Genomic DNA, 26,419 nt, shown 5'->3' on the forward strand with positions numbered 1-26,419 from the left:
CAGCAACGAAAAAGGGAGAGCCGTGGCTCTCCCTTTTGTTAGGTGATGATTCAAATAGACAAATATCAGGCTGGAGCCCTCTCCTGCGCAGACGGCGCAAAGGGGCGCAGCCGCAGGAAGAACACCGGCAAGACCACCAGCACCATCAGGAAGAAGATGCCGCCGCCGAGAGGCTCGAACAGCACGCCGCAGAGTGCCATCAGAGCCGCCACCGTCATGCCGAGGCCAAGGGCCGCATAGAGCGCCTGGGTCGGGATCAACTGCTCGGCGGGCAGCTGGCGAGTCATAAAACGCACAGCCCCGAGATGACTCATGCCGAACGTCACCGAGTGGAGCAATTGCCCCAGCACCAGCACCCACAACTCGCTCGAGGCACCCAGCAATACCCAGCGCACCACACAACCGATGGCACCGGCGATAAAGAGACTCTGGGCGCCAAAGCGCTGCAAGAAACGCTTGTCGGCGGCAAACATACAGATCTCCGCCACCACCCCGAGCGCCCAGAGATAGCCGATGATGGTGCCGCTATATCCTTGCGCCTTCCAGTAGATGGCGCTGAAACCGTAATAGGCGGCGTGGCTCCCCTGCAGCAGAGCTGTCAGCAGCAGGAAACGGCGCACCGGTGCGCTGCGCAGAGTTGCCAGCAAGGATGCTTTGGCCCGCTCGCCCTGACTATCCTGTGGCGCCGGATAGAGCGGCAGCCAGCTGAGCAGCAGCATCAGCGCCAACCCCGCTACCATGGTGTGCAAAATCCAGTCGCTACCAAAATTCCCCACCAACGCCCCCACCAGGGTAGAGGCAACGATAAAGGCAAAGGAGCCGCACAGTCGCACCTTGCCGTAATCGAGGTGCGCCTGCACCACCATGCGGGTCGCCAGCGCCTCCCCCACCGGCATCAGGGTCGGATAAATAAAGTTCGCCAGCAGGGTCAAGCCCACCAGCCACCAGAGGTTATGACTGAGATAGAAACCGAGAAACGCCAGCAAACTGAGCAGGGAGAGCAACCGGGTAACCGGCAACAGATGGCCCGCCCCCTTGATCTGCCCCATCACCATCAGGTTGCCGGCAAAGCGGATCGCCATCCCCGCCCCCAGCAACAGACCAATCATCTCGGCGCTGACGCCCACCCCCTCCAGCCAGAGCGACCAGAACGGCAAGTAAGCACCGTAGACAAAATAGAAGGCGCCGAAAAAGAGCGCTAACCAGGAAAACGCGGGCATAGATCCTCTGCAACCGGATGACGGGAGCAGAATGATAACCCATCCGCCACCGCAGATCCCGATGGAAACCCTGCGCAGAAAATGAAAAAACTTCAATAAAATTGAACTATTACCGAAGAGGTGGGGTCTACCTGGTAACACCTCCTCCTGGTTAGTGTTGCAATCCTTCCACCCGCCCACGGCGGGTTTCTTTTTTGTCCCCTAATCACTTTTTCTCATCACCTGGATCTGCATCTCGGATTCAAATTTAAATCCATCCTCACAACGAAAAATCATCTGGATACAACAAATCTTCGAGCTATCCTGCACCAAAACTATTTGTAGCGATAAAAAACACCGGCGTTAAGCCGGCGTCAGGTGATAACTATGCCTGTACATTCCAAAAAATAAATGCCCCTATCTTCCCTTGTCAAAAATAATTTCCACTTGGAAAGTTATACACAAGCCTAATTAGTTGCAATTAATCAAACTTACTTCTCATATCATCTAACAGCTTCCAGTTAAAGAACAAGGCATCCAGCCAGAATATTCTCGTCCTTTAGTTGATTTATAGACAACATAATCCCAACCTGACTCATGTTTTTTCCTCAGGACAACATCACCTTCGACAAGATAAGACTTAGCTCTGTTAATTGGCAGTGGTTCAGGAAAAAAATAACTCTTCCCTTTTATTTTTAATTTTACATCTTGCCCTTTCATCCATGCATCAAATTCAGGCTTAGACACTGCTTGTAAAATCCTTTCCTTTTTATAATATGGAAAGGAATAGGTTATGCTATTAGCGCCATTAGGGTTTACAATGTCTCCACCAGAGCCAAAATATGACGTTAACTTTTCATCTTTAATCAACTTACCATTGAGATAAGAAAAAACAATGACATTAAAATAATTAGACCAATTCATTCCTGTGTCTGAGTCTATTTGTGACTCCTGAACAACAAAATATTTACTCGTTAAGTTATCAGTGTTTAAGTAGAAGGAATCCTGTATTTTACCCTTAGAAGACAAATAAGGAAGGTAATCAACAAAATACCTCCCCCCATTATTGTCATCAAAAAATGCCGCAATAACATCGTCGCCGATGGTATCATCAATCCTGTCTACGAAAAATAGTTTCCCCTCATGACCCTGAATGGAAGCCTCTGCCTCTGATTGTGCAGCACAAGAAAACGACAACAAAAATAGAAAAAATAAAGCTGGCATTAATTACACTCCCCAAACAATCTAACATGAAGCTCTCTTGCCTCTGCTGTAAATTCAACCCGTTCCTCAAGGCCCTTTAGACCAGGGTTTATGATCTTTGTAATCTTTTTTACTTTATCTAAGTTACTTACACTACTATCCGCTATAGTACCTAATCTGTTCGATTTCCAGAACCAAAACCCAGACAATACTATGGATGGCATGTCACTTTCAACCAGTTCTGGGTTAGAGTATATATTCAACCCCGTCGCTAGAGCACATAGTCTATAGTTTTCCGCATGAGTTAAATGCAACAGGCCACGTCCTCGATAATCTTTTCCTGGAAATTCATTACTCCCAAAAGCATGCTCGCCATATCCAGCATCATTATTCAAAAGATGGCGTTTTATATAATCCATCTTTTCCTCTCTGGATAAATTCAACCCTTTTCGTGCGAAGCCATTATTGATGGCAGTTGGGGCCATAGAGTATAAAGACTCTGCTGTGTAACTTCTATAAACTAAAGATTCCCTGAACGCAGTAAATCTTTTTGTTTCATGTTTCCCCTGCCCCAGTAGATTAATGGCTTGTTCACAAGAACTAATGCCATAGTCAATTGCGTGCTCATTCCATCTAGCAATAAAATCATGAAGGCGAGAATCAGAAACTGATGATGGCGTGAAAGTTCGCATAAATTCAAAAGACAGTGATATATCTTTTTGGCATTTATGGCATTTTATGGCTGTTAAAGTCGCAGGTGCTAATAACCCTATCATCCCCGCAGGATGAATAAACCAAGGTTGGGTATCAACCAATATCGCGCTGGCATCTTCCATCCACGCCATATTGTTGTGTACCTGCATCGCATATTCATAGAGCTTCGGCTGCTCAGCCAACTCCTGTTTTAAGCGGGGCCACTCCTTGCCTGGCTTTACCCATTCACTTTTGTGCTTGATAAACAACATCCGCAACTTGCCCGCCAACTCCTCATCGGCCAACGCGGCCTTGATGTCATTGCCGCTCAGGGTGCCATCGTTGTCTCCGTCTATCACCAGCTTGTCATAGAGGGTACTAAAAAATTTGCTCGCCTCTTTCTGCTGCGGCTCTTCACTCTCGGTATCAGCCTTGTCCAAAAATCCATCGTCATCGCTGCTGCCATCGACCAGCTTGACGCCCAGCTTGTGCCAGTCGTGCTGACTGATGACTTCGACATCACCACCCTGCAATACGAACTCGCCAGCCAACTCCCCGTCCGCAGCAGTCCGCTCACGTACCTTCACAAAGTTGTTGGCACCGTGAGTGACAATATCAGACTCTTTCACCGCCAACGGTAAGACCAGCGGCCCAAAATTGGCAACCTCGTGAAAACCATGCTTGCTATCGCTGGTGAGACGATAGGTAGTGACCTTTTTCTTTACCAGCAGGTAGCCTTGGCCACCGGTTACTCGCGCCTTGTTATTGATGCAATCTTCAAGCACCTGTTTGTCGCTCTCTGCCACAAACACCTCAAAGTGCACGGCTTTGCTGTCTGCGTCTTTCTCGAAACCGCTGGCACCGGCAGTGGCTAGCTCATGCTCACCCCAATGACCGATGATCTCTCCGGCCTGCACCGGTATCGGATTTGCACTGCGGTTAACAACCGGCGCATCGTCTTTGAATTCGACGGGGATAGTCGGTTCGGCGGCCAGTCTGGCACCCATCTTGCCTTTTGCCAGCCAACCAACGGCACCTTTGCCAGCATTGGTCATCACCTGATTGGCACTGTCTTTGACAGTGCCGCTGCCCACCTTGAAAACCTGTACTTTACGAAACTCAGTCGTGCCGCCATTGATGCTTATCATTTGTGCCGGCTCACCAGATATCACGACCTCACTACCTGCAGGCAACCCCAAGCACTCAGCTGTGGTGTCAGCGCTTTTACGTAGCCATGTATTACCAGGGATCTTACAGCGAGCTGGCTTGCCTTCCGGTGGCGTCATCCACGTCGGCTTTTGTGGAAATTCCTGATGCAATTGGCTTGCCGCAATATGGAACAGGCTGTCAGGGTCATCAACGTAGTGCACCAGATAGTAATCGTGGTACTCATCTTTGTGGTTAAGCAGGCTCTTCACTTCCTGGTCGACCAACTTCACTTCAGCCCCCCTTTTCGCATAGACAGGTTTATCGCCAGACAGCCGACGTATCAGCTTGGGAGGTGTTCCCTCTACCACAGGTTTATAGGTGGACACACCTGTCCCCTTGACCGTTACTCGCGCAGCCTCGGGACTGTTGTAGCTGTTCTCACAGGCGATGTGCATGTAGAGGCTGTAGAAGGTCAGCTGATTCTTGCTCTGCTCACCGGCTTCGTAGCGATGACGTACCAGACAAAACGAAGGGGAGGTATACAAGTCAATCTTTCCCTCTGGTTTGCCCTTTTCGGAGCTACGGGTCGCCTTGGCTGGTTTAGTCGCCAGTCGGTAGGCCACAATCTCCCCGTCAGCAATCGCGCGCACTGCGCCGCTCGGGTGCCAGCCTCCGCTTTTACTGAAGTGGATACCACCGTGCCAGATACGGTTGCGGCCTATCGGGAAGGTACCGCTCTTGAGGCCGTTGATCTTCTTATAAACTCATCGAGAGATGCAATCTCGCTGGAGCCGTTCTCACCCGCCAGTTGCATGGGATAGACGATTTTCATCTTTGTCATTCAATCCTAAGTTGTTCGTCGAACATCAAGCGGAGGGCTGATAATCGCTATCGGGCTCCAGCACCTTGAGCAACGCCTCCATCGCCTTCTCGGTGGCAATCGCCTTGACCAGTTCAACCAGTTCTGGGGCTTTGACCACCTCAACCCCTTTGGGAGTAACGGGAGCCTGACCAGCCCAGCCAGAGCCTGATCCCGGGCTGCCGCCGGCATTGAGCTTGATGGCGGGGCCGACCAGCTTGATGCCACTCGGGTCAACTTTCACAAAACTACCGCCGCCCTTGAGAGTGATCTCGGAGCCCGCCTCCAGCACCAGCTTGTCACCCACCTTGATATGCACCTCTTCACCCGCTTCCACCAAGAGAGATTGGCCTAGCTTCTGATGCAGGGAGGTATCAACTGTCAGCGAATAGTCCGCCTTGATGTGGTCGCGTTTTTCACCCTCAACTGTCAGGTGGTCATTACCGAGGCTGGGCGGAGCGCCATCCTTGCCCGGCACCTTTCTGATGCGAGTGACCCGCTCATTGTCGATATCGGTGTGCTGGTCGTGCTTGATATGCCACGCTGCATCGTTTTCAATCAGCACATTCAGGTCTTTCTGACCGTGGATATAAATCTCTTCCTGCCCCGCCTGGTCTTCAAAACGCAGCTCGTTGAAACCCTCGCCCTGGTGAGTTTCGGTGCGCAGCACGGTGCGAGTCTTGTTGGCTGGCAGCTCATACGGCGGCCGGTTGGTGGCGTGGTAGGTGCGACCGGTGACGATGGGCTGGTCGGGGTCACCTTCGAGGAATGAGACGATAACCTCATGGCCAATGCGCGGAATCGCCATCATGCCGTACTGGCCACCGGCCCAGCCCTGACTCACCCGCACCCAGCAGGAGCTCTGGTCGTTGGAGCTGCCATATCTGTTCCACGGGAATGCAGCTTCACCCTGCCATGTTCGTCGCAGTAAATCTCCTCCCCCTCGGGGCCGACCACTATCGCGATTTGCGGGCCGTCCACCATCGGCTTGTGAGGTGCTTCGGGGCTGCCGATACGGGCGCGCCAGGTGGTACTCGCCTTCACTACGCCAAATTCGTTGTGGTAGACGGTCGGGCCGCTGCCGCCTTCTTCTTCCAAGGCTTGTGGCTGCTCACCGGTGTGGCGGATATGAACGATTTGCCAGTCAGTGTTGAGGCTACCATTGGGATGTTCGGTCAATGAAAAGTGCTGGCCCGGCAACAAGGCGGCACTGCTGGACTTGCCACTGCCCGCCACCGCGTCATTGCGCAGGGCATCGAGCCGATGCTGGACAAACGCCTTGCCGCTCGGGTCCTGCTTGTAGCGACCCGGATAGTCGAAGTGCTGGTAGGTATCCCGTTGGTGCTCGAGCTCTGCACCCTGCTTTTTGTGGGAGAGGCCATAAGCTGGCGTCTTGAAGCTGTAATCTTTCAGCTCTACATCCGAGGGGCGCACCGCCTCGCGGTAGTGGAACTGGCGCACGTAGGGACCTTGTTCCAGCGAGCGGTTGCCGAGGTTGAAAAATAGCTCGGGGCCCGCGGTCAGGGCTGCCGCATCGTCAGCAAAGACGATGCGGTGCTTGCCTGCTTCAAACTCGTGGAAGTAGAACAAGCCCTCTTCGGCAGCGAGGCGATTCACGAAATCGAGGTCGGTCTCGCGATACTGAACGCAATATTCCCGCTGGGCGTGCTCATTCTTGAGCGCAAAGGCGTAATCGGTGATGCCGTGCTCTTGCAGCAGGATACTGAGGATTTCGTCGGGCTTTTGCGCCTGAAAGATGCGGGAGTTCTGGCGAAGACCCAACCGCCACAGGGCAGGTTTGACTTGCAACTGATAGCGGGTACGACGAAAACCGCTATCCCCTTGCGCAAACTCGCTCACTACCCCGCAGACGCGGCGTTGCAGCTCACCGTTGTACCACACTATCAGCTCGCATGGCTGGTCCAGCACGGCGCCAAAGTCAACATCAGGCTGGCTACTTGCCACCTCCAGCTGCAGGTTGAACGGCCGATTCAGCCCCTCATCCAGCTGGAAACTGGCCACCACGAAGGTGCTCTCGGGCAACGCCCCCACCTTGACGGTAAATTGCAATCCGGTTTGATTAGCCATGGCTTTCCCCTCTTGTCACGGCCAAGCAGTGCCTGAGCCATTGCCAACTCTCGCGCCCATACAATCCCTCACCGCGCAGCCACGCTACCGCCCTCTCCGGTGCCGCAAGGGCCACCAAAGATAAAGGGGTTAACAGGTTACGAGCGGTTCGGGTCTGCATCACAGGACACCCTTTAGTGCTTTGCCATCCCTCCGCACTCACCGGCAGGGCATCAAACCCCGGCAGGGGGATGGCAAAACAGAAAAGCTCCAGCCAACCCGTTGGCCAGGCTGGAGAAAATGCACAGTACAAGAAGCCGGTTGAACAACCGGCTCAAAGACACATTACTACTTACAAGGAATACCAAAGTACCGAAGCAAGGCTTACGCCTCGATGGGCGCGCGCCAGTCGTCCGCACCGGAAGTACCGGCAACGGTGTGCTCCCAGTCAATCTTGCGGTAAGCCATGGAGACCTGGATAAGCTGGGTGAAGTCAGACTTCGCCGGGTCCTGGCAGTGCGGCATCTGGCAGTCGATGTCAACGATGGTGGCATCGGTCAGCACGGTAGAGAAGAAGTGCTCCTGCTTGCCCTCAACGGAGGTGCGGTACCACTTCAGGGTCACTTTCGGCAGCATCTCGCCGGAAGCCAGAGAGTTGTACATCAGCGGCACGGCTTTGTTCAGCGCAACGGTGAACTTGAACGGCTTGTGGACACGCTGACCGGCAGGCTGACCGGATTGCGGGTCGGTCGGGACGGTGACAACGTGCTGGAACTCTTGTACCAGCATCTCGTCTTCGTGACCTTGTACGAAGATGTTGCCGACGGAATCGGAGGTGAAGGCACCGGCGGTGATATTGCCCTGGGTTTTACCTTCGATGCTGATATAACATGGAGTTGGCATGTGTATGCTCCTAAATAGGTTGGTTAAACGAGATAGCACTCGACCAACCTTTAGCAGCGTCCATGCCATTTTTTTATTCCTTATTTATCAAACAATTACCTTTCACCAGTTCTTATTCAATGCACAAGCACGCAATAAATTGCCTAGAGCAGTGCATTTAATCGTGATTGCTTGCCCAATCAGTATAAATAACCAGTCAACGAGCAAGAAGTTGCTCCAAATAATCATTTCCTCTTTGCAGGGCAAGCTTTCAATTCCTTGCCGGTGCTAATTTTCCACTGGCTAAGCATTCTCGGACAGAACAACTAACTTGCAAGTCATCGCTCGCCTCGAAACTGTTTGTCGGTTGTCACTCTGTTAGACTGCACAATTTTCTGTTGCTCATTCATCTTGCAAAGGAGTGTTGGATGTCCGGATGTACTTGGTGGATAGATCCACCGGTTTTGCACTGCTGACCATTGTGCTGTGGGCCTCGCTGGCGGCGCTGACGTCACGGGTCACCAGCGTGTCACCACTGGTGCTGGTCGGGCTGGTGCTGTTTTTCTGCGGGGGCGGGGCTTTGCCGTTTTGGCGCCAATGGCGCGCTCGTCCTATTACCTGGCTGGTGACGGTTACGGCATTGCTGCTCTACCATCTGCTGCTCTTTATGAGCTTTCGCCATGCCCCGGTGCTGGAGGCCAACCTCATCAACTACCTCTGGCCGCTCTGCATCATTCTGTTCACCCCGCTGTTGTTGCCCGGCCATCCACTCCATGCCCGTCACCTGCTGGCTGGCGCCTTTGGTCTGGCAGGCTCCATGCTGGTGATGGTCAACGGCGAGCTGCAACTGCAACAGACCTATCTGCCGGGATACCTGTTGGCGCTCGGTGCAGCTGTCGTCTGGGGGGCCTATTCGGTGCTATCACGCCGTCTGCCGCCAGCCCCCGCCGTGGTCACTGCGGCAGCCTGTCTGCCCGCGGGTTTGCTGGCGCTGCTGCTTGCCCGTCTGCTGGAGGGGCCCCTGCCGCTCGTGCAGATCCCCACCAGTGACTGGTGGCTGATCATCGGGCTGGCGCTGGGGCCCATGGGGGCGGCCTTTGTGACCTGGTATCTGGCACTGCGAGACGGCGATCCACGCCGGATCGGTGCCCTTGCCTACCTGACCCCTCTGCTGAGTACTTTGCTGTTAGTGACATTGAACGGAGAGGAACTGACCTCTCGCCATCTGCTGGCCGGGGCACTTATTATGGGAGGCGCCCTGCTCGGTATGCTGGGCCAACACAACAGCGCTCAAGCATCCCCAGCCAGTTAAGTCGGTAAAATAGGGCCACCTGACCATGCTGTCATAAAAACGCCATCATCCCTGTTTAGGCTCGGGCCACGCTCCCCCATGGTCTGTGCTGACAGGAATTACCCCGTGAAAATCGCCCATTACGCCACCCTATCCTCCCTTGTTTTGCTACTGGTTGCGGGAGGACAGGCGCTGGCCCTCTACCACGGCTGGCAACAGCTTGCACATACCAATCAGGCACAGCATCAGCACGAGACGCTGCAACAACTGGTGACAGTGACCCTGCAAAACAGTCTGCGTGACTACCTCAACAGCGGCGATCCGCAACAACTAACAGCTGCGGAGAAGATCCGCCAGCAAGCGCTCTCCTCGCTGGCCGCTCAGGATGATGCCGTGGCGGCCCCGCTCAGGCAGCAACTCGAACAGATGGCGCAGCGCATCGCGCACGACTATCAGGCCGCAGGCAAGCTCTCGGGCAACAGCCAGTTGCTGCTACAAAATGCCGAGAGTGAGCTGGGCAGCCAGGCCATGGCGCTGATCCGCTATGGGGAGCAAGGCGCCAGCACGGAACAATCTGCCGCAGCACAGCAATATCGCAGCGGCGCAGCCGAGATCCTGGCGAGCCTGCCGCGCCTCGCCCATTTGCGCCAAAGCTATATGGAACAGGGCAATGAGAAGCTGCTCGAAGGGATCCGCTTCGAGCTGGAGGCACTGCAAAAACAGGCCCAAGCGCTGCAAGCCTTGCCACTGCTCGGCCTGTATGAAGAGGCGCCCGCCGATGAGTTCACGCTGGGGGAGCCGGTACGCAAGGAGCTGGGAGATCAACCGCGCAGCGAATTACGCTCGCTGCTGGGCCGCTATCCACAGGAGCTGGCCAACAGCCGTGCGGCGCTGCAACAGCAACAGGCTGGCCGCCAGACCGTGCAGCAAGACATCATGGCGATGTTGCAAGCGACCAGACAGATGGGGGAACAACTTGCCCGCGAACGGCAAGCCGTCAATCAGGAGCTGGCCACCATCCTCGGCACGCTGGCGCTCTGTCTGGTGATAGTCGCCCTGCTGTTTGCGCTGGTGCAACGACGTTGGCTGCTCACCCCCTTGTTGCGACTGCGTGGAGCTTTTATGCAACTCGATCAGACGGGGCAGGCCGAGCCGTTGCCTACCGGGCGCGATCGCAACGAGCTGGCCGATATTGTTGCCAGCTACAATCGGCTGATCGGTCGTCTGCAACTGGACCAACAGCAAAAAGAGGGGCAGCTGTCAGCGGTATCCCTCAGTCTGCAAGGGATGGTCAGTCAGGTTGACGAGATCCACCACAGCACCCGCACCACCGAACAGGTGGTCGACGAGAGCGGTCAGATGATGGATGAGCTGAACCAGCTGGCCGGAGAGGTCCATCAGGTCGCCGCCGACATCGCCCAGCATGCCCACCATAACGAACAGGCGATGAGCCAGAGCGAAGATCTGGTGGGGAGCATGCTACACGCCACTCATCAGACCGGACTGGCGATTGACGAAAGCGATGAGGCGCTGCAAGCCCTCACCCGCTCGGTTGCCGATGTGACAGCCATTGTCGATGTGATCGGTCATATCGCTCAGCAGACCAACTTGCTGGCCCTCAACGCCGCCATCGAAGCGGCCCGCGCAGGGGAACAGGGACGCGGTTTTGCCGTAGTTGCCGATGAGGTGCGCCACCTCTCGGCCAATACCCAGCAATCCCTCAACCAGATCACCGATATTCTGGGACGTCTGACCCAATCCGGTGAACAGCTTGGCACTGTACTGAACCGGATCACCAACGAATCAAGCCGCCAGCGGGCGCAGGCGGAACAACTGCGCCAGACCACCCAGGCAGTGAGGGAGATCGCCCGCAACACCGCAGTGATCGCCCTGCAGGGCGCCGACAACGCCAAAAGTCAGGAACACAAGCTGGCCAGTTTTGCCGATCTGATCACCCGTATCCATCAGCATGCCCGTCAGGTGAGTCAGCTCTCGGTGCAGGTCTCCTCCCATATCCACCATCAGGCGCAGCAGATCCCCCGCATCCTCGGCCAGCAAGGCTGAACCCTATTCGTCCCATATCCTCACCAGATCACTTTCCCTCAACCAGAGGGAAAGTTTTTTTGTAACACAAAATTATCTGTTATCGGCAGGTTAACTGACACCTTTTCCCCCGTACCGGATGAAAACCCGTACTGGCGCTGGCTGCGGCCTCAAGAAAACGCTCTCATCACCGTGATACCTGCCATGAGGCTGTTTACGACCTTGCCCATGATTATTTGCACTCGGTCATACTTTTGAAACGTTGAGGGAACTTTTCATTGATATTTCGCACCGCGAACGTACTCTTGGGGTTGTCCGATAGCCAAGAATCGGAACATAAAAAAACAACATGTGATGATCAGGACTGCCAACTACAGATGTGCCAAGACATCCGGGTTTGCAGGTAGCCAAGACAAGATTTTTTGCCCTTCGGGGTTTTGATTGCAATGCCAATACCGAGCGGTAGGCCGATGCCAACTGCCGGAAAAAAAGCTAAGTCCATAAAATCAGGAGCAATAAAAATGGAAAAAGTGATCTTCAAGCGCGCCGCTTTGAGTGCCGCTGTGGTAGCCGCTCTGGTCGCCCCCGGTATGGCGTTGGCTGCTCAGGATATGATGAGCCCGGAATACGGCCAGTCCTATGAAACCTTCGTGAAAGACTCCAAACTGACCGGTGGTCTGTTCTACTTCCAGCGTGATCGCGCCCGTGTTGACTCAGGTGTAGTACCTGCAGATAACACCGGAAAATATCGCTCAAACCTGAGCCATGCGACCGCTCAATTAGCTCTTAACTTCAACTCGGGTTATGCATGGGACGTGGTTGGCTTGGACTTGGGCGGATACACTGCCTATGACTTAGCCATTGATGAAAGTAACCCGGTCAACGCCGAGAATGAATTCTCTTTCTGGGGGCGAGCTTGGGGAACCAGCAACACCGAATCAGAAAATGGCGCAAGCCTGACCAACGCAGCCCTTAAGTTGAAGTTGGTTGAAGGTCTTACTGCAAAAGCTGGCTATACCCAATTGTATGTTCCTGGCCAGATTGGCGTTAACTGGTCCTACCAACCAGGTACTTATCGTGGTGGACAAGTTGAAGGTAACGTAGGTGGTCTCTATTTGACCTACGCTATCGCAGATGAATACAAAGCTCCCTGGTTCAAAGAAACCCAAGGCTTTTATAAAAGTAAAGCGTGGGGCGGAGCTTGGGGTAATACCTTCGATAAAGAAAACGAGATCGACTACATCCATGCCGTCGCCGCTCGTTACACCTTTGAAAATGGCACAGCCATTACTGGCTCTTTCGGCCAATCAGCCGATTATATGGATAGCTACCACTTCAAACTGGCTCACAAGTTTGACGTACTGGGCGGCCTGTCAACCAGCTACCAATTCTATGGCTCCGAAACAGAAACGTACAAAAACGCCTCTGGTCGTGATGTAGAAACTTATGATGGCCTGGCATGGCAACAAGCACTGACAGCTGCGTGGAACTATGCGCAGTACGGTTTCCGTCTGGAAGGTATGTGGACCAAAGCTGAGGGTGTTGAAGGCAACTACCTGCCCCGTCTGACCCGTGGTTACGGCAACTCCCAGGGCGCCAACGAAATTTGGTGGGACTCCCGCTCTGACTGGAACGCCAACAACGAAAAAGCGCTGTTCTTCGGTGTAACACGTTCTCTGGATGACCTGGTTGGTGCTCCTGGCTGGTCTGTAGGCGTATCCGGTGCTTACGGCTGGGATATGGAGAAAGGTGATGGAACTAAAGTTGCTGAAGGCGATACCGAGTGGGCAGCCAACTTCGATGTCAGCTATACCGTGCAGGATGGCAAGCTGAAAGGCACCCTGTTCAAACTGCACTACACCGACTACAACAATGACCTGCCATCAACTTGGAAGGGCTGGACTGACTATCCGAACGTGTTTACCTCCGAGCGTGACGTCAAGTTCCACATCATCATGCCGTTTACCATCATGTAATCAGGCAATACGATGTCAGCAAACCGGGCCACTTGGCCCGGTTTTCTTTTTACCGGTTGGCAAGCTAACATGCGAACCGGATAAGGGTTTTATCCACTCACCCGCCCGCACGCTTTTGTCAGCAGTCACAAGGACGCCATCATGCCCCGTTTTGTTCTGATCACCGGTTGTTCCAGCGGCATTGGCCTCGCCGCCGCACAGGCGCTCGGGCAGCACGGTTTTACCGTGATCGCCTCGGCGCGCAAGGCGGAAGATGTGGCCCGTCTGCAGCAACAGGGATTGCTGGCGGTACAGCTGGATCTGGCGGATTCTGCCTCTATCGAGCTGGGTGCCAGTGCGGCGCTCCATCTGGCGGGCGGGCGCCTCTATGGCCTGTTCAACAATGGCGCTTATGGCCAACCCGGGGCGCTGGAAGATCTGCCCACCGAAGCGCTCAGGGAGCAGTTCAATACCAACCTGTTTGGCTGGCACCATCTGATCCGTCAGGTGCTGCCGCCGATGCTGGAGGCCAAAGAGGGACGGATAGTGCAGAACAGCTCGGTACTGGGGCTGGTTGCCATGAAGTATCGCGGCGCCTACAACGCCAGCAAATTTGCGCTGGAAGGTTATAGCGACACTCTGCGCCTCGAACTGGCGGGTAGCGGGGTATATATCAGCCTGATTGAACCGGGCCCCATCGATACCCGTTTTCGTGCCAATGCCCGCAGCGCCTTCTTGCGGCACATCGATCCGGCCCAGAGCCGTCATCAGTCGGCCTACCGCCAGACCCTGACACGGCTGGAAAAAGAGGGGCCACCAGCGGCTTTACCCTCCCGAGCGAAGCCTGCATCCCGCCGCTGCTCCATGCGCTGACCCACGCCCATCCCAAAGCGCGCTATCCGGTGACCACTCCAACCCGGCTGTTTGCCTTCCTGCGACGGGTATTGCCCACTCGCTGGCTCGATAAACTGCTGGCAAAATCGGCCTGATCCCGTAATTGACGGTGGGCATCAGGTGGCCCATGTAGAGTTAGCTGCGTAACGGCATCACCCGTCCCGCCAACCTGGTTTGTCCCTCTCTTCAATAGTGCTCGCCATTGCTGTAGTAGGCGCTCTTGACCAAGGGAATCACCTGCACCACTACATAGGTCTGCTCCCCCAGCACCCGTTTCAAATGGCGCGTGATAAGGCGCGCGGCCGCGTCCTGCATCTCTTGTGGCCGCTCGAACCAGTGCAGCTCAACAAACGGAAAACCCGTCTCTGGCTCGCCGTTGCGTATCCAGCAGCTATCAATCCGCTCCATGGTGACAAACTCCGGCTTGCCGCCGGTCAGCTCGCAAAGCTCGGCCAGCAGTGGGCCGCTCACCTGTTGCAGGGTATCTAGCGTCACGGCGCGAAAACGAAGATGGGGCATGGCAAACCTCTTGGTTATCAGAAATGAGGACTTATCATAGGAGTTATTGTCAGCAAGAGAAGTCACCCGGCGCATATTAAGGATCCCCATGAGATTTCATCGCACCCTCTTTGCCTTCCTGCTCTGCCTGCTGCTACCGCTGCACGCCTTTGCCGATCCCGCCTTCTATCGGGTGAGCAAGGGCAACCAGCAACACTGGCTGCTGGGCTCCATCCATGCGGGCAAACCAGCCCTCTATCCTCTGCCCGAGCCGGTCGAGCGTGCCTGGCTGCAGAGTCGCGCACTGGTGATGGAGGTGGACATGAACAGCATCACGCCGGATCAGTGGCAACAGACCGGCTCTCTCACCCGACTGGTGGATGGCAAACCGCTCAAGGATCATCTGCCTGCCGAGCTCTATCAACGCACTCTGATGGCAGGCGCCCGCTATGGCATCGACGAGGCGACCCTCGCCACCCTGCGCCCCTGGTTTGCCGCCATTACCCTGACCCAGGCCGCCATGGCCCGCTCCGACTTCAAGAGTGAACTCGGGATAGATCAGCACTTTGCCACCCGGGCCGCCAAAGAGGGCAAACCGGTGGTGGGCTTTGAAACCCTGCTGGAACAACTCGGTTATCTGGCCAGCGTGGGTGACAACCAGACCCTGATGCTCGCCAGCACCCTGGATGAGCTACCAATGCTGGAGAGTGGTTTCGCCGCCGTGATGAAGGCGTGGCAGCAGGGAGATGAGGAGACACTGATCAATCTGCTCAAGGAGGAGATGGCCCCGCCTGCGCTACAAAGCTGGATGGAGCAGACCCTGCTGGCCGAGCGCAACCACAACTGGCTGAAGAAATGGTCCACCCTGCCCAACGAGAGCTTTATCGTGGTAGGCGCCCTGCACCTTTACGGCGAACAGGGGTTGCTGGCGTTGCTGGAACGGCAAGGGTGGCGCATTACCCCGCTCACCACACCGGGCCCTGTGCAGGCTCGGTCGCAAGGAGTCCAGTGAGAACGATCACAGATTGCACTGGTTATTAAACAACCTGCAAGGGAGTTGATCGGGATCATCCCGGACGGGGCAAAGAGGTATTTATCATGCCTGTCATCAACCGGGTGACAGGAGCAATAAAATGGATTTTTGGCTGGACCTGATGTTTGGCAACAGCGTGGGATTGATGTCGATGCTGGTGATTATCGGCACCTTCTTGCTCATCAGCTCTTACGCGGCCTACTTCATCTACAAGGTGATGCACTCGCAACCGCCTCATTCACAGCAACCCCATTCTCAACAACCCAAAGAGGGAAAATAATCCTCTGACCACAGGCGGCAGTTCACACTGACCGCCTGTGCTGTTTTATGGTTCGCGACTGTGATTCCCGAGCCAAGCTGCACTGGTATCCATGCTGGGCCTCCCTTATCCCCCTCCCCCTTTCCCCGTTTTCTGTGCCGGTTGCGACCGTTATAATGGCCCCCACTTTTTCTTATGGGGAGCCTGCCGTGTCTCATAACGACGAACTCTCGCTATTTATGAATGAAGTGGCCGACGTGCGGCCCATTCGCAGCGACAACATCCATCCCCATGCGGCCAAATCCGCCCCGACCGAGGCGCAGCTCGCTCGCCGTCAGGCTGCCACCGCCGAGCAACTCGCCCTCGACCACCTCACCATGGAGGCCATCGAGATGCGCGATCCGCACGAAATCGTCGGCTTCAAGCGTGATGGGGTGCAGGAGGGGGTCTACAAGAAGCTGCGGCTCGGCAAATACGAGCTGCAGGCCAGCCTGGACTTGCACCAGAAAACCCTCAATGAGGCGCGCCAGACGCTGGTGCAGTTCATTGCGGATTGTGAAGCCCGGGATATCCGCTGTCTGCTGATCCTGCACGGCAAGGGGGAGCGCAGCACCCCGCGCGCCCTGCTGAAAAGCTATGTGAGCGCCTGGTTGCCACAACTGCCCGCCGTCATGGCGATCCACAGCGCCGAGCGTCGCCACGGCGGCAGCGGTGCCCTCTATGTGCTGCTGCGTAAAAGCGAACGCAAAAAAGCGGAAAACCGCGAACGGCACCAGAAGCGGCTCGGCTAATCCGCGTTTCGCCCCCACGCCTTTGGCCCGCCTGCGTGAAGGTGGTCAACTATACAGCGGCGGTGTTAGCATCGAACGGCCCCGAGCATGCCAGGTACGGGGCGGCATACCATCAGGGACGATAACAAGGACAATCCCATGTCATATCAAAAGCTTGAACAACATCAGCAACAGATCCACCGCTTTAGCCACCTCGCCGCCATCTGTGGCTGGGATCAGGCGGCCATGATGCCGGAAGGGGGCAACGATGCCCGCGCCGAAGCGATGGCCGAACTCGGTCTGCTGATCCACCAGAAGCGCACCGCTCCCGAGCTGGGCGACTGGATTGCCAAGGCCGAGAGCGAACCGCTCGATGAAGTGCAACGGGCCAACCTCGGCGAGATCAAGCGCCAGTGGCAAGATGCAAGCCTGCTGCCCGGTGAGCTGGTCGAAGCGCTGTCGCTCGCTGGCAGCAAGTGCGAGCACGCCTGGCGCAGCCAGCGCAAGAACAACGACTGGGCCGGTTTTGCCCCCAATCTCGAGGAGGTGGTGAAACTCTCCCGTGAAGTAGCGCAGCTGCGGGCCGATGCGCTTGGCGTGCGCCCCTACGACGCCATGCTTGCCCTCTATGAGCCGGGCATGACCAGCGCACGGCTCGATCAGATCTTCGGCGATCTCGCCAGCTGGCTGCCGGCTCTTATCCAGACCGTGAGTGAACAGCAGAAGGGCGATGCCCTGCTGCTGCCGCAAGGCCCCTTCCCCATCCCGACCCAGCAAGCGCTCGGTCAGGAGGTAATGGGACTGCTCGGCTTTGATTTCGCCCACGGCCGGCTCGATGTGAGCAGTCACCCCTTCTGTGGCGGCGTGCCGACCGACGTGCGGATCACTACCCGCTATAACGAGCAGGAGTTTGTCTCCAGCCTGATGGGCATAGTGCACGAGACCGGTCACGCCCGTTACGAGCAGGGGCTGCCGCGCCATCTGCTGGGTCAGCCGGTGGCCGAGGCGCGCTCCATGGCGATCCACGAGAGTCAGAGCCTGTTTTGTGAAATGCAGCTGGGGCATCATCCAGCCTTCCTCGCGCTGCTGGCGCCACGTATTCGTCACCACTTCGGCGAGCAGGCGGCGTTTGCGCCGGACAATCTGGCCAAGCTCTACAGCCGGGTCGAGCCCGGTTTTATCCGGGTTGATGCGGATGAGGTGACCTATCCTGCCCACGTCATCCTGCGCTACGAACTGGAGCGCGACCTGATAGAAGGGCGGATCGAAGTGGCAGACATCCCCGAACTGTGGGATGCGAAGATGCAGCAGTGGCTGGGACTCTCCACCACGGGCAACTACCGCAATGGCTGCATGCAGGATATCCACTGGACTGACGGTTCGTTCGGCTACTTCCCGAGCTACACGCTGGGCGCCATGTATGCCGCGCAGCTGCGCTTTGCTCTGGAGAAAGAACTCAGCAGCATGAGTGAGGTGATCGCCGCAGGCCGCCTGCCGGAGATCTTCGCCTGGCTCGGCCGCCATATCTGGTCGCAGGGTAGCCGCTACAGCACGGATGAGCTAATCAGCCGCGCTACCGGCGAAGCGCTGAACCCGCACTGGCTGCGCCAGCATCTGGAGCAGCGCTATCTGAAGTGATCCGTGCAATACGGGTAAAACATGACGGGGCCATGACAGGCCCCGTTTTTTTATTGGTAAACGATCCGTGTCAGAGCGGATCCTGCACGCTTAAAAACTCGCGCAGTTGCAAGATATTGCCCTCTGGGTCAAACGCATTGCGCACCACGAAACCGGGCCCTGACCACTGCTGCGGCAGCAGGCCGCCACCGAGATCCGCCGCTTTCGCCTCTGCCCACGCAAGGCTTGGCACGGTAAAGAAGAGCTTGATGGCCCCCTGTTCACGCAGCGCTGGCGGCGTCGTGACAACGACCTGTCCGATATAGGGCTCGGGGATGGCATGCACAAGCAGCTGGATGTCGCCGTTCTCCAACACGATCAGCTGCTCGCTCTGACTGCGGATCTCCATCTGCAGCAAGGTTCGGTAAAAGTGGCTCAGCAAGCCCGGCTCCCTGGCGTAGATCAGGGCGCCGGCACGGGCGGGACCTGGCATAGTGCAATCCTCGGTGATAAAGGCTCATCCACCTTCGCACAGTTGCGCATGACCTTCACCTTTTTCAGCGCACATTCCGCGCAAACTTAATTGCTATCCCTGTCCGTTTCTGGCTAGTCATCCCTCGCGATCCTGCTTAGTCTCTCACTCATCCCTTTTGTGCCGCATCAGCACACACCCGGCACCTACCAGCAAGAGAGCCATGCCATGACGCCGCAGCACGAGCGTGACCAGCAACAGGATCACCAGATCAACGCCCTCAGTCGCGAGCAGTGCCACGCCGCACGGCTCGCCCGCGACGCTCGCTTTGATGGCCGCTTCTTTACCGGCGTGCTCTCGACCGGCATCTACTGCCGGCCAGTCTGCCCGGCACGTCCGCCGCACGAGCACAATGTACGCTACTTCCAAAGCGCCGCAGCTGCCGAGCAGTATGGGCTGCGACCATGCCTGCGCTGCCGCCCTGAGCTGGCCCCCGCCGCCCGTGGCGATCTGCCGGTTGAGCTGACACGGCTGCTGGCGCGTATCGATCGCGGCGAGCTGGCAGACAGCACACTCGCCGAACTGGCGGCCGAGAGCGGTATCAGTGAGCGCACGCTACGCCGCCAGTTCGAGGCATACCTTGGCGCCTCGCCAAAGCAGGTGGAGCAGACGCGCCGCCTGCTACTCGCGAAACGGCTACTGACCGAGACCCGGCTCCCCATCACTGATATCGCGTTTGCCGCCGGTTTTGCCAGCATCCGTCGCTTCAATGACGCCTGGCTCAACGCCTATGGACTGGCCCCGCGCACCCTTCGCCTGCAGGAAGGTTGTGACGATATGGCCGACCACAGTGTTTCAGGCCAGCGTGGGGCAAGGTTGACGCTGCAACTGCCCTACCGCCCTCCGTATAACGTGGCGGCCATGCTGGCGTTCTATCGGCTGCGTGCGATCCCCGGGCTGGAGCGGGTGGATGGCGAGGTGTATGAGCGGCGCTATCTGGTTGGCGATCAGGTTGCACTGGTGCGCATCGCACAGGGCAAGGGGCACTGCCTCCAGCTCACCGTCCATGATCTGCCGCTCGCGGCGCTGCCTGATCTGCTCTATCGGGTGCGCCGGATGTGGGATCTCGATGCCGATATGCAGCGGATCGGCGATCTGCTCGGTCAGGATCCGCTACTGGCCCGTTTGCAAGCGCGCTGGCCCGGCGTACGGCTGCCGGGTGGTTGGGACGAGTACGAGGTGATGCTGCGCGCCATCGTCGGCCAGCAGGTCTCGGTCAAGGGGGCCATCACCATACTCGGGCGACTGGTGGCGCGCACCGAGGCCCAATTCGGGGTGGCGCAACTACCGACCCCCGCCCAGTTGTGCGAACTCGATCTCGACGGCATCGGCATGCCCGGCAGCCGCATTCGCACCCTGCGGGGCGTGGCGCAGGCACTGGCCAGCGGCGAGCTGACCCTCACTACAGCCAGTGATGAACAGTTGCTGGCGCTACCGGGCATAGGCCCCTGGACGGTCGCTTACTGGCGACTGCGCTGCGGGCTCGATACCGATGCCTTCCCCGCCTCCGACCTGGTACTGCAAAAAGCGCTTGGAGGCGGTGCCAAGCTGCCGGTGAAGGATGTGTTGGCGCAAAGCGCCGCATGGCAACCGTGGCGCAGCTATGCGGCAAGCTGGCTGTGGCACGCCATGAGCGAAGCGCCTGCCTTGCTTACTGATACCGGTAACAACGAAGTGCAGTCCGGCAACCAACAACAGGAGATAACATCATGATCCGCTACGATATTCTGCCGACCCGCTGCGGCGATCTGCTGGTTGCCATCAACGAGCATGGTCTGGTGCATGTGGATTTTGTGGCGGGCCTGCGGGCACTGCCCGATATGAGCGGCTGGCTGCAAGACCCCGCAGCGCTGGCCCCCTTCCTCGCCGAGTTTGACGCCTATTTTGCCGGTCGCTTGCAGCGTTTCTCCCTGCCCCTTGCCGCCCGTGGCACCGCCTTTCAGCAAGCCGTGTGGCAAGCGCTGTGCGAGATCCCCTACGGCGAGACCCGCAGCTATAGCGATATTGCCCGCGCCATCGGCAAACCCGATGCGGTGCGGGCAGTGGGCGCGGCGACGGCCGCAATCCGCTCTCGATCATCGTCCCCTGCCATCGGGTGATCGGCCAAAACGGCAGCCTGACCGGCTATGCGGGGGGATTGGAGATTAAAAAAGCGCTGCTGGCGCTGGAGAGGGGCAATTAAAGGGAGGTGGGCGATTAAAGGAGTCTGAGTAGAGCGCCTGCGATAAAAAATTGCCCCTTTCCTGACTGAGAAAGGGGCTGTTTGATCAGCGTTTCAGGCTGCCCATCACATGCATTTCACAGCGGTTACAGTCAAAACGCAGGCGGAAGGTGTCTTTACCCATCTTGAGTTCCAGCGGCTCGGCCTTGAGACCGGGTACCTCGTTCGGACAGAGGTTCTGGCTGTAGCGGATGCAATGCTTGGTGATCATCAGCACCACTTCCCGCTCCTCCTTGTTCGCCTCATAGGCGGGAGCAATCCGCTCCACCCCGTGTTCGCGGAAGAACTGCTCGGCCGCGCTGTTCAGCACATTGCCAAGGTAGGAGAGACGGTGCTGGGGATAGTTGATATCCCGCAGGGCAATCCGTCGCTCGGGGCGCTGGTAGCTGGCCACGCGAGCCGCCTCCAGCGCGGCGATGCCGTCCCGACGCAGCCCGTTGAGCTGTGATGCGGCGATAAATAGCGGGTGAGTGAATACCAACTCAATCTTGCGCGCCACAAACAGGGTATTGCCGAGTTTGCCAAGCTGATCACGCGCCTGTTGCAGCGCCCGCTCCGGGTTGTCGGCAGGCTGTTTGTCGCAAGGCAGGGTCACCGCGGCGCTGATGCCCTGCTCGTCGGTGAGCGTGAGGCGCAATCCCTCATCACACTCAGCAAGCACCATATCGACCCGGATGCGGCGATCCGCGCTCGCCTTCTCCAGCATCTTGCTGAACGCCTGATCGTGGTTGCGGTAGATTTCGGTGCCCACCTTCAACCCCGGCATGCGTTCTGATAGAAGTAACTGCTTACCTTCGACCTTGTTGAGGCGCATCCCCACCAGCTCGTTGTTCGGCTTGAAGAAGCCCAAACCGTCGCCGTTGTTGAGGGTGACCTGTTTGCCATCAATCTCGATACCGTCACGGGTCACCCTGGTAACCCGCCCCAGCGGTTCGCCCACATATTTCGGGCTCTTGGTGGAGTCGATCCCCTGCTGGCGACCATGGAGGAAGTAGTCGGTGCTGCCGCGGTTGAAGCTCTTTTTGGGGTCAGGCGTGAAGCTGTAGCTGCAACGGCCAGCAGAGGCGGCCACCAGATCGGAGCGACTATCCAGAATGGCGTCCAGCTTCTGCCGATACCAGGCGGTAACGTTCTTGACGTAGTCGAGCCCCTTGAGTCGCCCTTCAATCTTGAAGGAGCGGATCCCAGCCTCGATCAGCGCCTCCAGGTTGTCGGTCTGATCCATATCCTTGAGGGACAACAGGTGGCTGTCGGCCACCAGCACTTCGCCATCCGGCTTTTGCAGCGAGCAGGGCAGACGGCAGAGCTGGGCACACTCGCCACGGTTGGCGCTGCGGCCGGTACGGGCATGGCTGATGTTGCATTGGCCGCTGTAGGAGACACAGAGCGCGCCGTGGATAAAGAACTCCAGCTGCACATTGGTCGCCGCGCTGATCTCGCGGATCTGCGCAAGGGACAGTTCGCGCGCCAGCACCACCTGAGAGAAACCCACATCCTGCAGAAACTTCACCTTCTCCGGCGTGCGGTTGTCGGTCTGGGTACTGGCATGGAGCGCGATGGGTGGCAGATCGAGGGCCAGCAGCCCCATATCCTGCACAATCAGCGCATCGGCACCGGCTTCGTAGATCTGGTGGGTCAGCCGCCGGGCCTGCTCCAGCTCGTGATCGTGCAGCAAAGTATTGAAGGCGACAAAGACCTGGGCACCGAAACGGTGGGCGTGGCGCGCCAGCGCCTCGATATCCTCGAGGGAGTTGCCCGCCGCACTGCGGGCGCCGAAGGCAGGGCCACCCATGTAGACGGCATCGGCACCATGGTTGATGGCTTCGATGCCGTAGGCGAGGTTCTTGGCCGGAGCCAGCAGCTCCAACCGGTTGTTGTGGCTTAACGGGTGCTTGTTCTGGTGCATGGTCTCGGGATCAGGGCGGACAGCAAATGGCCGCTACTCTAGCCCATTCACCACCCGCGTGCCTTGATCCCGCTTAAGGTATCCAAAAAATGCAGGATTAGATAACCACCTTAGGTGCCAGCAACAGATCGTCCGATAGAGGACTAAAGCACCACCTTCAAGGCCAATCCCAGCAACACCAGGCCGCTCACCTTGTCGATCACGAAGGATTTGGCTTTGAGCCACGCCAGCACCGGCCCGCGCGAGAGTACCAGCGCCACCAGCACGTACCAGACCGCATCGATCCCGCCCGCGGTGAGCATCATGATGCCCCCTTCGCTCCAGCCGGTATCGGCTCGCACAAACTGGCTGAACAGGGCTATAAAGAAGACCGCCAGCTGGGGATTGAGGAAAGCCACCATAAAACCTTCAAAGGCCCCCTGCCGACCGCGCAATTGATGCACCTCTTCACTCGCTTCGCTGCTGGCTGGTTTTGCCAGCAAGGCTTTCACCCCGAGCCAAGCAAGAAATGCGGCGCCGCCGTAGCGGATCAGATCAAACAGGATCGGGGTCTGGGTGATCAGAATGGAGAGGCCAAGCGCGGTGACCAGCGCATAGATACCGACCCCGAAGCCGTGGCCGAGCGCAGTGGCGACGCCGTGCCCCTGCCCTCCCTGCACCGTGTTGCGGATGATCAGCGCCAGACTCGGCCCCGGGCTGATGGCGCCCATCACGCAGATTGCGGCCAGTGCCAGCCAACTCGTCAGTTCCATGCATTTCCTCTTTATATGCTCGATATGATGACCTGCATTCAGGGTACGGGCTGAGCCATTATGCCAGTAGTGAAAATTATGAATAGATTCCATAACCAATGGCTATGGCACCACACAACTGACTGCGGCTAACCGCCGAGACCGAGCAGCTTGCGACTCTCGCCGACGGTACGTTGCAGGTGATCCCGCAGGAATGGGTAGGCCAGCTCGCGAAACCAGCGGTGGGCCGGATCCTGATGGTGGCGCTTATGCCACAGCAGATGATACTGCTGGTCGCGGGTAGCAAATGGCAGATCGACAAAGGTGAGCTCATGGCCGCAGGAGAGCTGCCAGGCGATATGGGCCGGGGTTGTCATCAGGCAATCGGTGCGCAGCAACACCTCCACTGCCGCCTGAAAGAAGGGGACTCTGGCAAACCAGCGCCGACTCAGTCCCTGCGGCGCCAATACCTGCTCCACCGGGCTGTCCTTGTCGCCACCGCCACTCACCTGCAGGTGAGGCCAGGCGAGATAGTCATCGAGATTAAGCGTCTTGCCTGCCAACGGGTGGTGACGTCCCATCAGCACCGCCAGCCGATCTTCCCCCTGATGCAGACCGCGTATCTGCTCCGGTACCTGCTCGGTGATGGTAGAGACCAGATCCAGCTCGGACTGCCACAGCTGCGGCAGCTGACGTTGTCCCACAGGCTGTACTCCAGCGCCGCCAACGGCGCCTGTTTGGCGAGCGCGGCACAGATATCGGGCAGGATATGCTGGGCCACATAATCGGAGGAGGCGAGCCGAAATACCCGCTCGCAGCGGCTCGGGTCAAACCCGGGGGCCTCGTAGAGCCGCTCCAGCGCACCGAGAGAATCCGCCAGCTGGGCGGCCAGCGCTTCGGCACGCGGCGTCAGCAGCCAGCGTTGCCCCTCCCGCACCAGCAACTCGTCGTCAAACTCGCTGCGCAACTGGGCAAGCTGCTTGCTGATGGAGGGCTGACTCAGGTGCAGCAGCTCGGCGGCGCGGCTGATATTACGGGTCTCCAGCAGTACCTTGAGGGTCGGCAACAAGTTGAGATTGGCTCTGAGCAAGGAGATACCCTCATCGGTGGTGAAACGCCTATCTTAGGGCAGAGGAGTCCCGCGTTTTAAGCAAAATTTCCAGCCATGCTCAGCACGTTGCAGCCCTTTGCGACCAGATGGCACAGCTGAGCCCCCCGCACATAACCATGACCACAAGATGACAGTGGTTGTCTCGTACGGCATAATTGCACGATTTTCCGCCCGCGGGCGATCCACTTTGAGAAGCGGTAACAAGATGAAATACGCCAATATCACCGGCTGGGGCAAATGCCTGCCTCCCTCTGTGCTGACCAACGACGACCTCAGCACCATCATGGATACGTCAGACGAGTGGATCTATCCGCGCACCGGCATCAAGGCCCGCCGGATCTCCCATGTCAGCACCTCGGATCTCGCCACCCTGGCCGGTCGCCGCGCACTGGCCTGCGCCGGTCTGGAAGCGAGCGATCTCGATGGCATCATCCTGGCTACCGCCACCCCGGACAACCTGCTGCCAAGCGCCGCCTCTGCGGTGCAAAAGAAGCTGGGCGCAGTCAACGCTGCCGTATTCGACCTCAACGCGGCCTGCACCGGTTTTGTCTACTCCCTCTCCGTCGCCACCTCGCTGGTGCAGACCGGCATGATGAAGAAGGTGCTGGTGATCGGCGCCGAGCGCCTCACCTACCTGCTGGACTGGGCACGCCGCGATACCGCCGTGCTGTTTGGCGACGGGGCAGGTGCCGTGGTGATCGAGGCAAGCGAACAGGAGTGTGGCCTGATCGCCAACAAGCTGGGCTGTGACAGCGAAGCCCGGGAGATCCTGCACGTACCGAACTTCGGTACTGATCGGGTGCGTTTTGCCGATATCGATGGGCTGTTCACCTTCAACTTCGAAGGTCCGGAGATCTTCAAACGCGCCGTACGCGGCATGGGTGAAGCCACCAGCACAGTGCTGGCGCAGGCCGGTATTGCGCCGGAGCAGGTCGACCTGATCGTGCCGCACCAGGCCAATATCCGCATCATCGAGACCCTCGCCAAGCGGATGAATGCGCCGATGGAGAAGGTGATGGTCAACATCGAAAACTATGGCAACACCTCCGCAGCCACTGTGCCCATCGCTCTGTGCGAAGCGCTGGAGCAGGGCCGCGTCAAGCCGAACTCCTATCTGCTGACCGCTGCCTTCGGTGCCGGTCTGACATGGGGAGCCGCCATCATCAAATGGGGCGATCGCGTCACCCCCATCAAGGCGTGCGATGCTGAACTCCCCCCATGCGACAAGAGCGCGCTGGAGCTCATCGCCCACGCCGTGGAAGGTTGCCAGAAGGCTCACGCCAACGAGGCGTGATCCTCATCAGGAGCCTGAATCCTCAGGCTCCTTCTCTCCTTTTCATCCCCACCTGGCTCTTCCCCCCACTTCGCAAGCCACTTGATACGGCAATCGCTGATACAAACAACTCCGATTTGCAGCCAATTAATTTTTTCCGCTAACCTTATTGTGCCAACTATAAATAAAGAAAAGAGCGTCAAGGGGCACCATGACTGTTTCGGTCCTGCGCC

16 protein-coding genes and 5 pseudogenes are annotated in these 26,419 nt (G+C 57.6%); 11 read left to right on the forward strand and 10 right to left on the reverse strand.

The genetic code is table 11. The features are described 5' to 3' along the window. Positions 1-65 precede the first annotated feature (65 nt). From ACTG2O_RS20685 to hcp1, 5 genes and pseudogenes are all read right to left on the reverse strand, one after another. Entirely contained in the window at positions 66-1,220 is a 1,155-nt protein-coding gene (locus tag ACTG2O_RS20685) for a 3-phenylpropionate MFS transporter (protein WP_439976575.1), read from the reverse strand. A gap of 486 nt (positions 1,221-1,706) precedes the next feature. Further along, complete coding sequence (locus ACTG2O_RS20690) at positions 1,707-2,423, reverse strand: hypothetical protein (RefSeq protein ID WP_019446328.1); 717 nt, start codon at positions 2,421-2,423, stop codon at positions 1,707-1,709. Further along, the gene (locus tag ACTG2O_RS20695; protein ID WP_439976576.1) at positions 2,423-4,894 is read right to left on the reverse strand and encodes a glycoside hydrolase family 19 protein; all 2,472 of its coding nucleotides are present in this window, start codon (positions 4,892-4,894) and stop codon (positions 2,423-2,425) included. Before ACTG2O_RS20695 ends, ACTG2O_RS20690 begins: the two co-directional genes overlap by 1 nt. A 216-nt stretch (positions 4,895-5,110) precedes the next feature. Continuing rightward, a pseudogene (tssI, locus tag ACTG2O_RS20700) lies at positions 5,111-7,191 on the reverse strand (type VI secretion system tip protein TssI/VgrG). Between the two features lie 363 nt (positions 7,192-7,554). Beyond that, a complete protein-coding gene (gene hcp1 / locus ACTG2O_RS20705) occupies positions 7,555-8,073 on the reverse strand; it encodes a type VI secretion system effector Hcp1 (RefSeq protein ID WP_005332563.1) in 519 nt (172 codons plus the stop codon). Positions 8,074-8,480: 407 nt separating this feature from the next. Between hcp1 and ACTG2O_RS20710 the strand changes: the two are divergent. From ACTG2O_RS20710 to ACTG2O_RS20725, 4 genes and pseudogenes are all read left to right on the forward strand, one after another. After that, positions 8,481-9,364 (forward strand): annotated as a pseudogene (locus ACTG2O_RS20710) (DMT family transporter). Positions 9,365-9,469: 105 nt separating this feature from the next. After that, positions 9,470-11,407: a methyl-accepting chemotaxis protein gene (locus ACTG2O_RS20715; protein WP_439976577.1), complete on the forward strand. Its 1,938-nt coding sequence runs from the start codon at positions 9,470-9,472 to the stop codon at positions 11,405-11,407. 500 nt (positions 11,408-11,907) lie between these two features. Further along, complete coding sequence (locus ACTG2O_RS20720; protein WP_019446288.1) at positions 11,908-13,362, forward strand: OprD family outer membrane porin; 1,455 nt, start codon at positions 11,908-11,910, stop codon at positions 13,360-13,362. A gap of 141 nt (positions 13,363-13,503) precedes the next feature. Further along, positions 13,504-14,330 (forward strand): annotated as a pseudogene (locus ACTG2O_RS20725) (SDR family oxidoreductase). A gap of 91 nt (positions 14,331-14,421) precedes the next feature. Here the strand turns inward: ACTG2O_RS20725 and ACTG2O_RS20730 are convergent. Then, positions 14,422-14,754, reverse strand: a complete 333-nt coding sequence (locus ACTG2O_RS20730) for a DUF1904 family protein (RefSeq protein ID WP_201952443.1) — start codon at positions 14,752-14,754, stop codon at positions 14,422-14,424. An 88-nt stretch (positions 14,755-14,842) separates the two neighbouring features. Between ACTG2O_RS20730 and ACTG2O_RS20735 the strand changes: the two genes are divergently transcribed. From ACTG2O_RS20735 to ACTG2O_RS20750, 4 genes are all read left to right on the forward strand, one after another. Continuing rightward, positions 14,843-15,745 carry a TraB/GumN family protein gene (locus tag ACTG2O_RS20735; protein WP_439976578.1) on the forward strand — a complete coding sequence of 301 codons (903 nt, stop codon included), beginning with the start codon at positions 14,843-14,845 and terminating at the stop codon, positions 15,743-15,745. Positions 15,746-15,866: 121 nt separating this feature from the next. Continuing rightward, positions 15,867-16,046: a DUF3149 domain-containing protein gene (locus ACTG2O_RS20740; protein ID WP_005338733.1), complete on the forward strand. Its 180-nt coding sequence runs from the start codon at positions 15,867-15,869 to the stop codon at positions 16,044-16,046. Between the two features lie 188 nt (positions 16,047-16,234). After that, a complete protein-coding gene (gene smrA, locus ACTG2O_RS20745; RefSeq protein WP_019446284.1) occupies positions 16,235-16,816 on the forward strand; it encodes a DNA endonuclease SmrA in 582 nt (193 codons plus the stop codon). 138 nt (positions 16,817-16,954) lie between these two features. Then, a complete protein-coding gene (locus ACTG2O_RS20750; RefSeq protein WP_439976579.1) occupies positions 16,955-18,433 on the forward strand; it encodes a carboxypeptidase M32 in 1,479 nt (492 codons plus the stop codon). 70 nt (positions 18,434-18,503) lie between these two features. On the opposite strand, the gene ACTG2O_RS20755 is transcribed toward ACTG2O_RS20750, so the two are convergent. Continuing rightward, entirely contained in the window at positions 18,504-18,905 is a 402-nt protein-coding gene (locus ACTG2O_RS20755) for a VOC family protein (RefSeq protein ID WP_071912335.1), read from the reverse strand. 207 nt (positions 18,906-19,112) lie between these two features. Here ACTG2O_RS20755 and ACTG2O_RS20760 point away from each other — a divergent pair, with 207 nt between their 5' ends. Both ACTG2O_RS20760 and ACTG2O_RS20765 read left to right on the forward strand, forming a co-directional pair. Continuing rightward, on the forward strand, positions 19,113-20,657 hold the full coding sequence (locus ACTG2O_RS20760; RefSeq protein ID WP_439976580.1) for an AlkA N-terminal domain-containing protein: 1,545 nt from the start codon (positions 19,113-19,115) through the stop codon (positions 20,655-20,657). Then, positions 20,654-21,126 (forward strand): annotated as a pseudogene (locus tag ACTG2O_RS20765) (methylated-DNA--[protein]-cysteine S-methyltransferase). The gene ACTG2O_RS20760 and the pseudogene ACTG2O_RS20765 overlap by 4 nt, the downstream one beginning before the upstream one ends. Positions 21,127-21,211: 85 nt before the next feature. Here the strand turns inward: ACTG2O_RS20765 and ACTG2O_RS20770 are convergent. From ACTG2O_RS20770 to ACTG2O_RS20780, 3 genes and pseudogenes are all read right to left on the reverse strand, one after another. Further along, positions 21,212-23,071 carry a peptidase U32 family protein gene (locus ACTG2O_RS20770; protein WP_439976581.1) on the reverse strand — a complete coding sequence of 620 codons (1,860 nt, stop codon included), beginning with the start codon at positions 23,069-23,071 and terminating at the stop codon, positions 21,212-21,214. A gap of 143 nt (positions 23,072-23,214) precedes the next feature. Continuing rightward, entirely contained in the window at positions 23,215-23,823 is a 609-nt protein-coding gene (locus tag ACTG2O_RS20775; RefSeq protein ID WP_042060280.1) for a LysE family translocator, read from the reverse strand. A 128-nt stretch (positions 23,824-23,951) separates the two neighbouring features. Then, positions 23,952-24,892 (reverse strand): annotated as a pseudogene (locus ACTG2O_RS20780) (LysR family transcriptional regulator). Positions 24,893-25,118: 226 nt separating this feature from the next. Here ACTG2O_RS20780 and ACTG2O_RS20785 point away from each other — a divergent pair. Continuing rightward, a complete protein-coding gene (locus ACTG2O_RS20785; protein WP_021230362.1) occupies positions 25,119-26,207 on the forward strand; it encodes a ketoacyl-ACP synthase III in 1,089 nt (362 codons plus the stop codon). Positions 26,208-26,419: the final 212 nt, after the last annotated feature.

Source organism: Aeromonas sp. 61P, assembly GCF_051919545.1.
GTDB classification, from domain to species: domain Bacteria; phylum Pseudomonadota; class Gammaproteobacteria; order Enterobacterales; family Aeromonadaceae; genus Aeromonas; species Aeromonas veronii.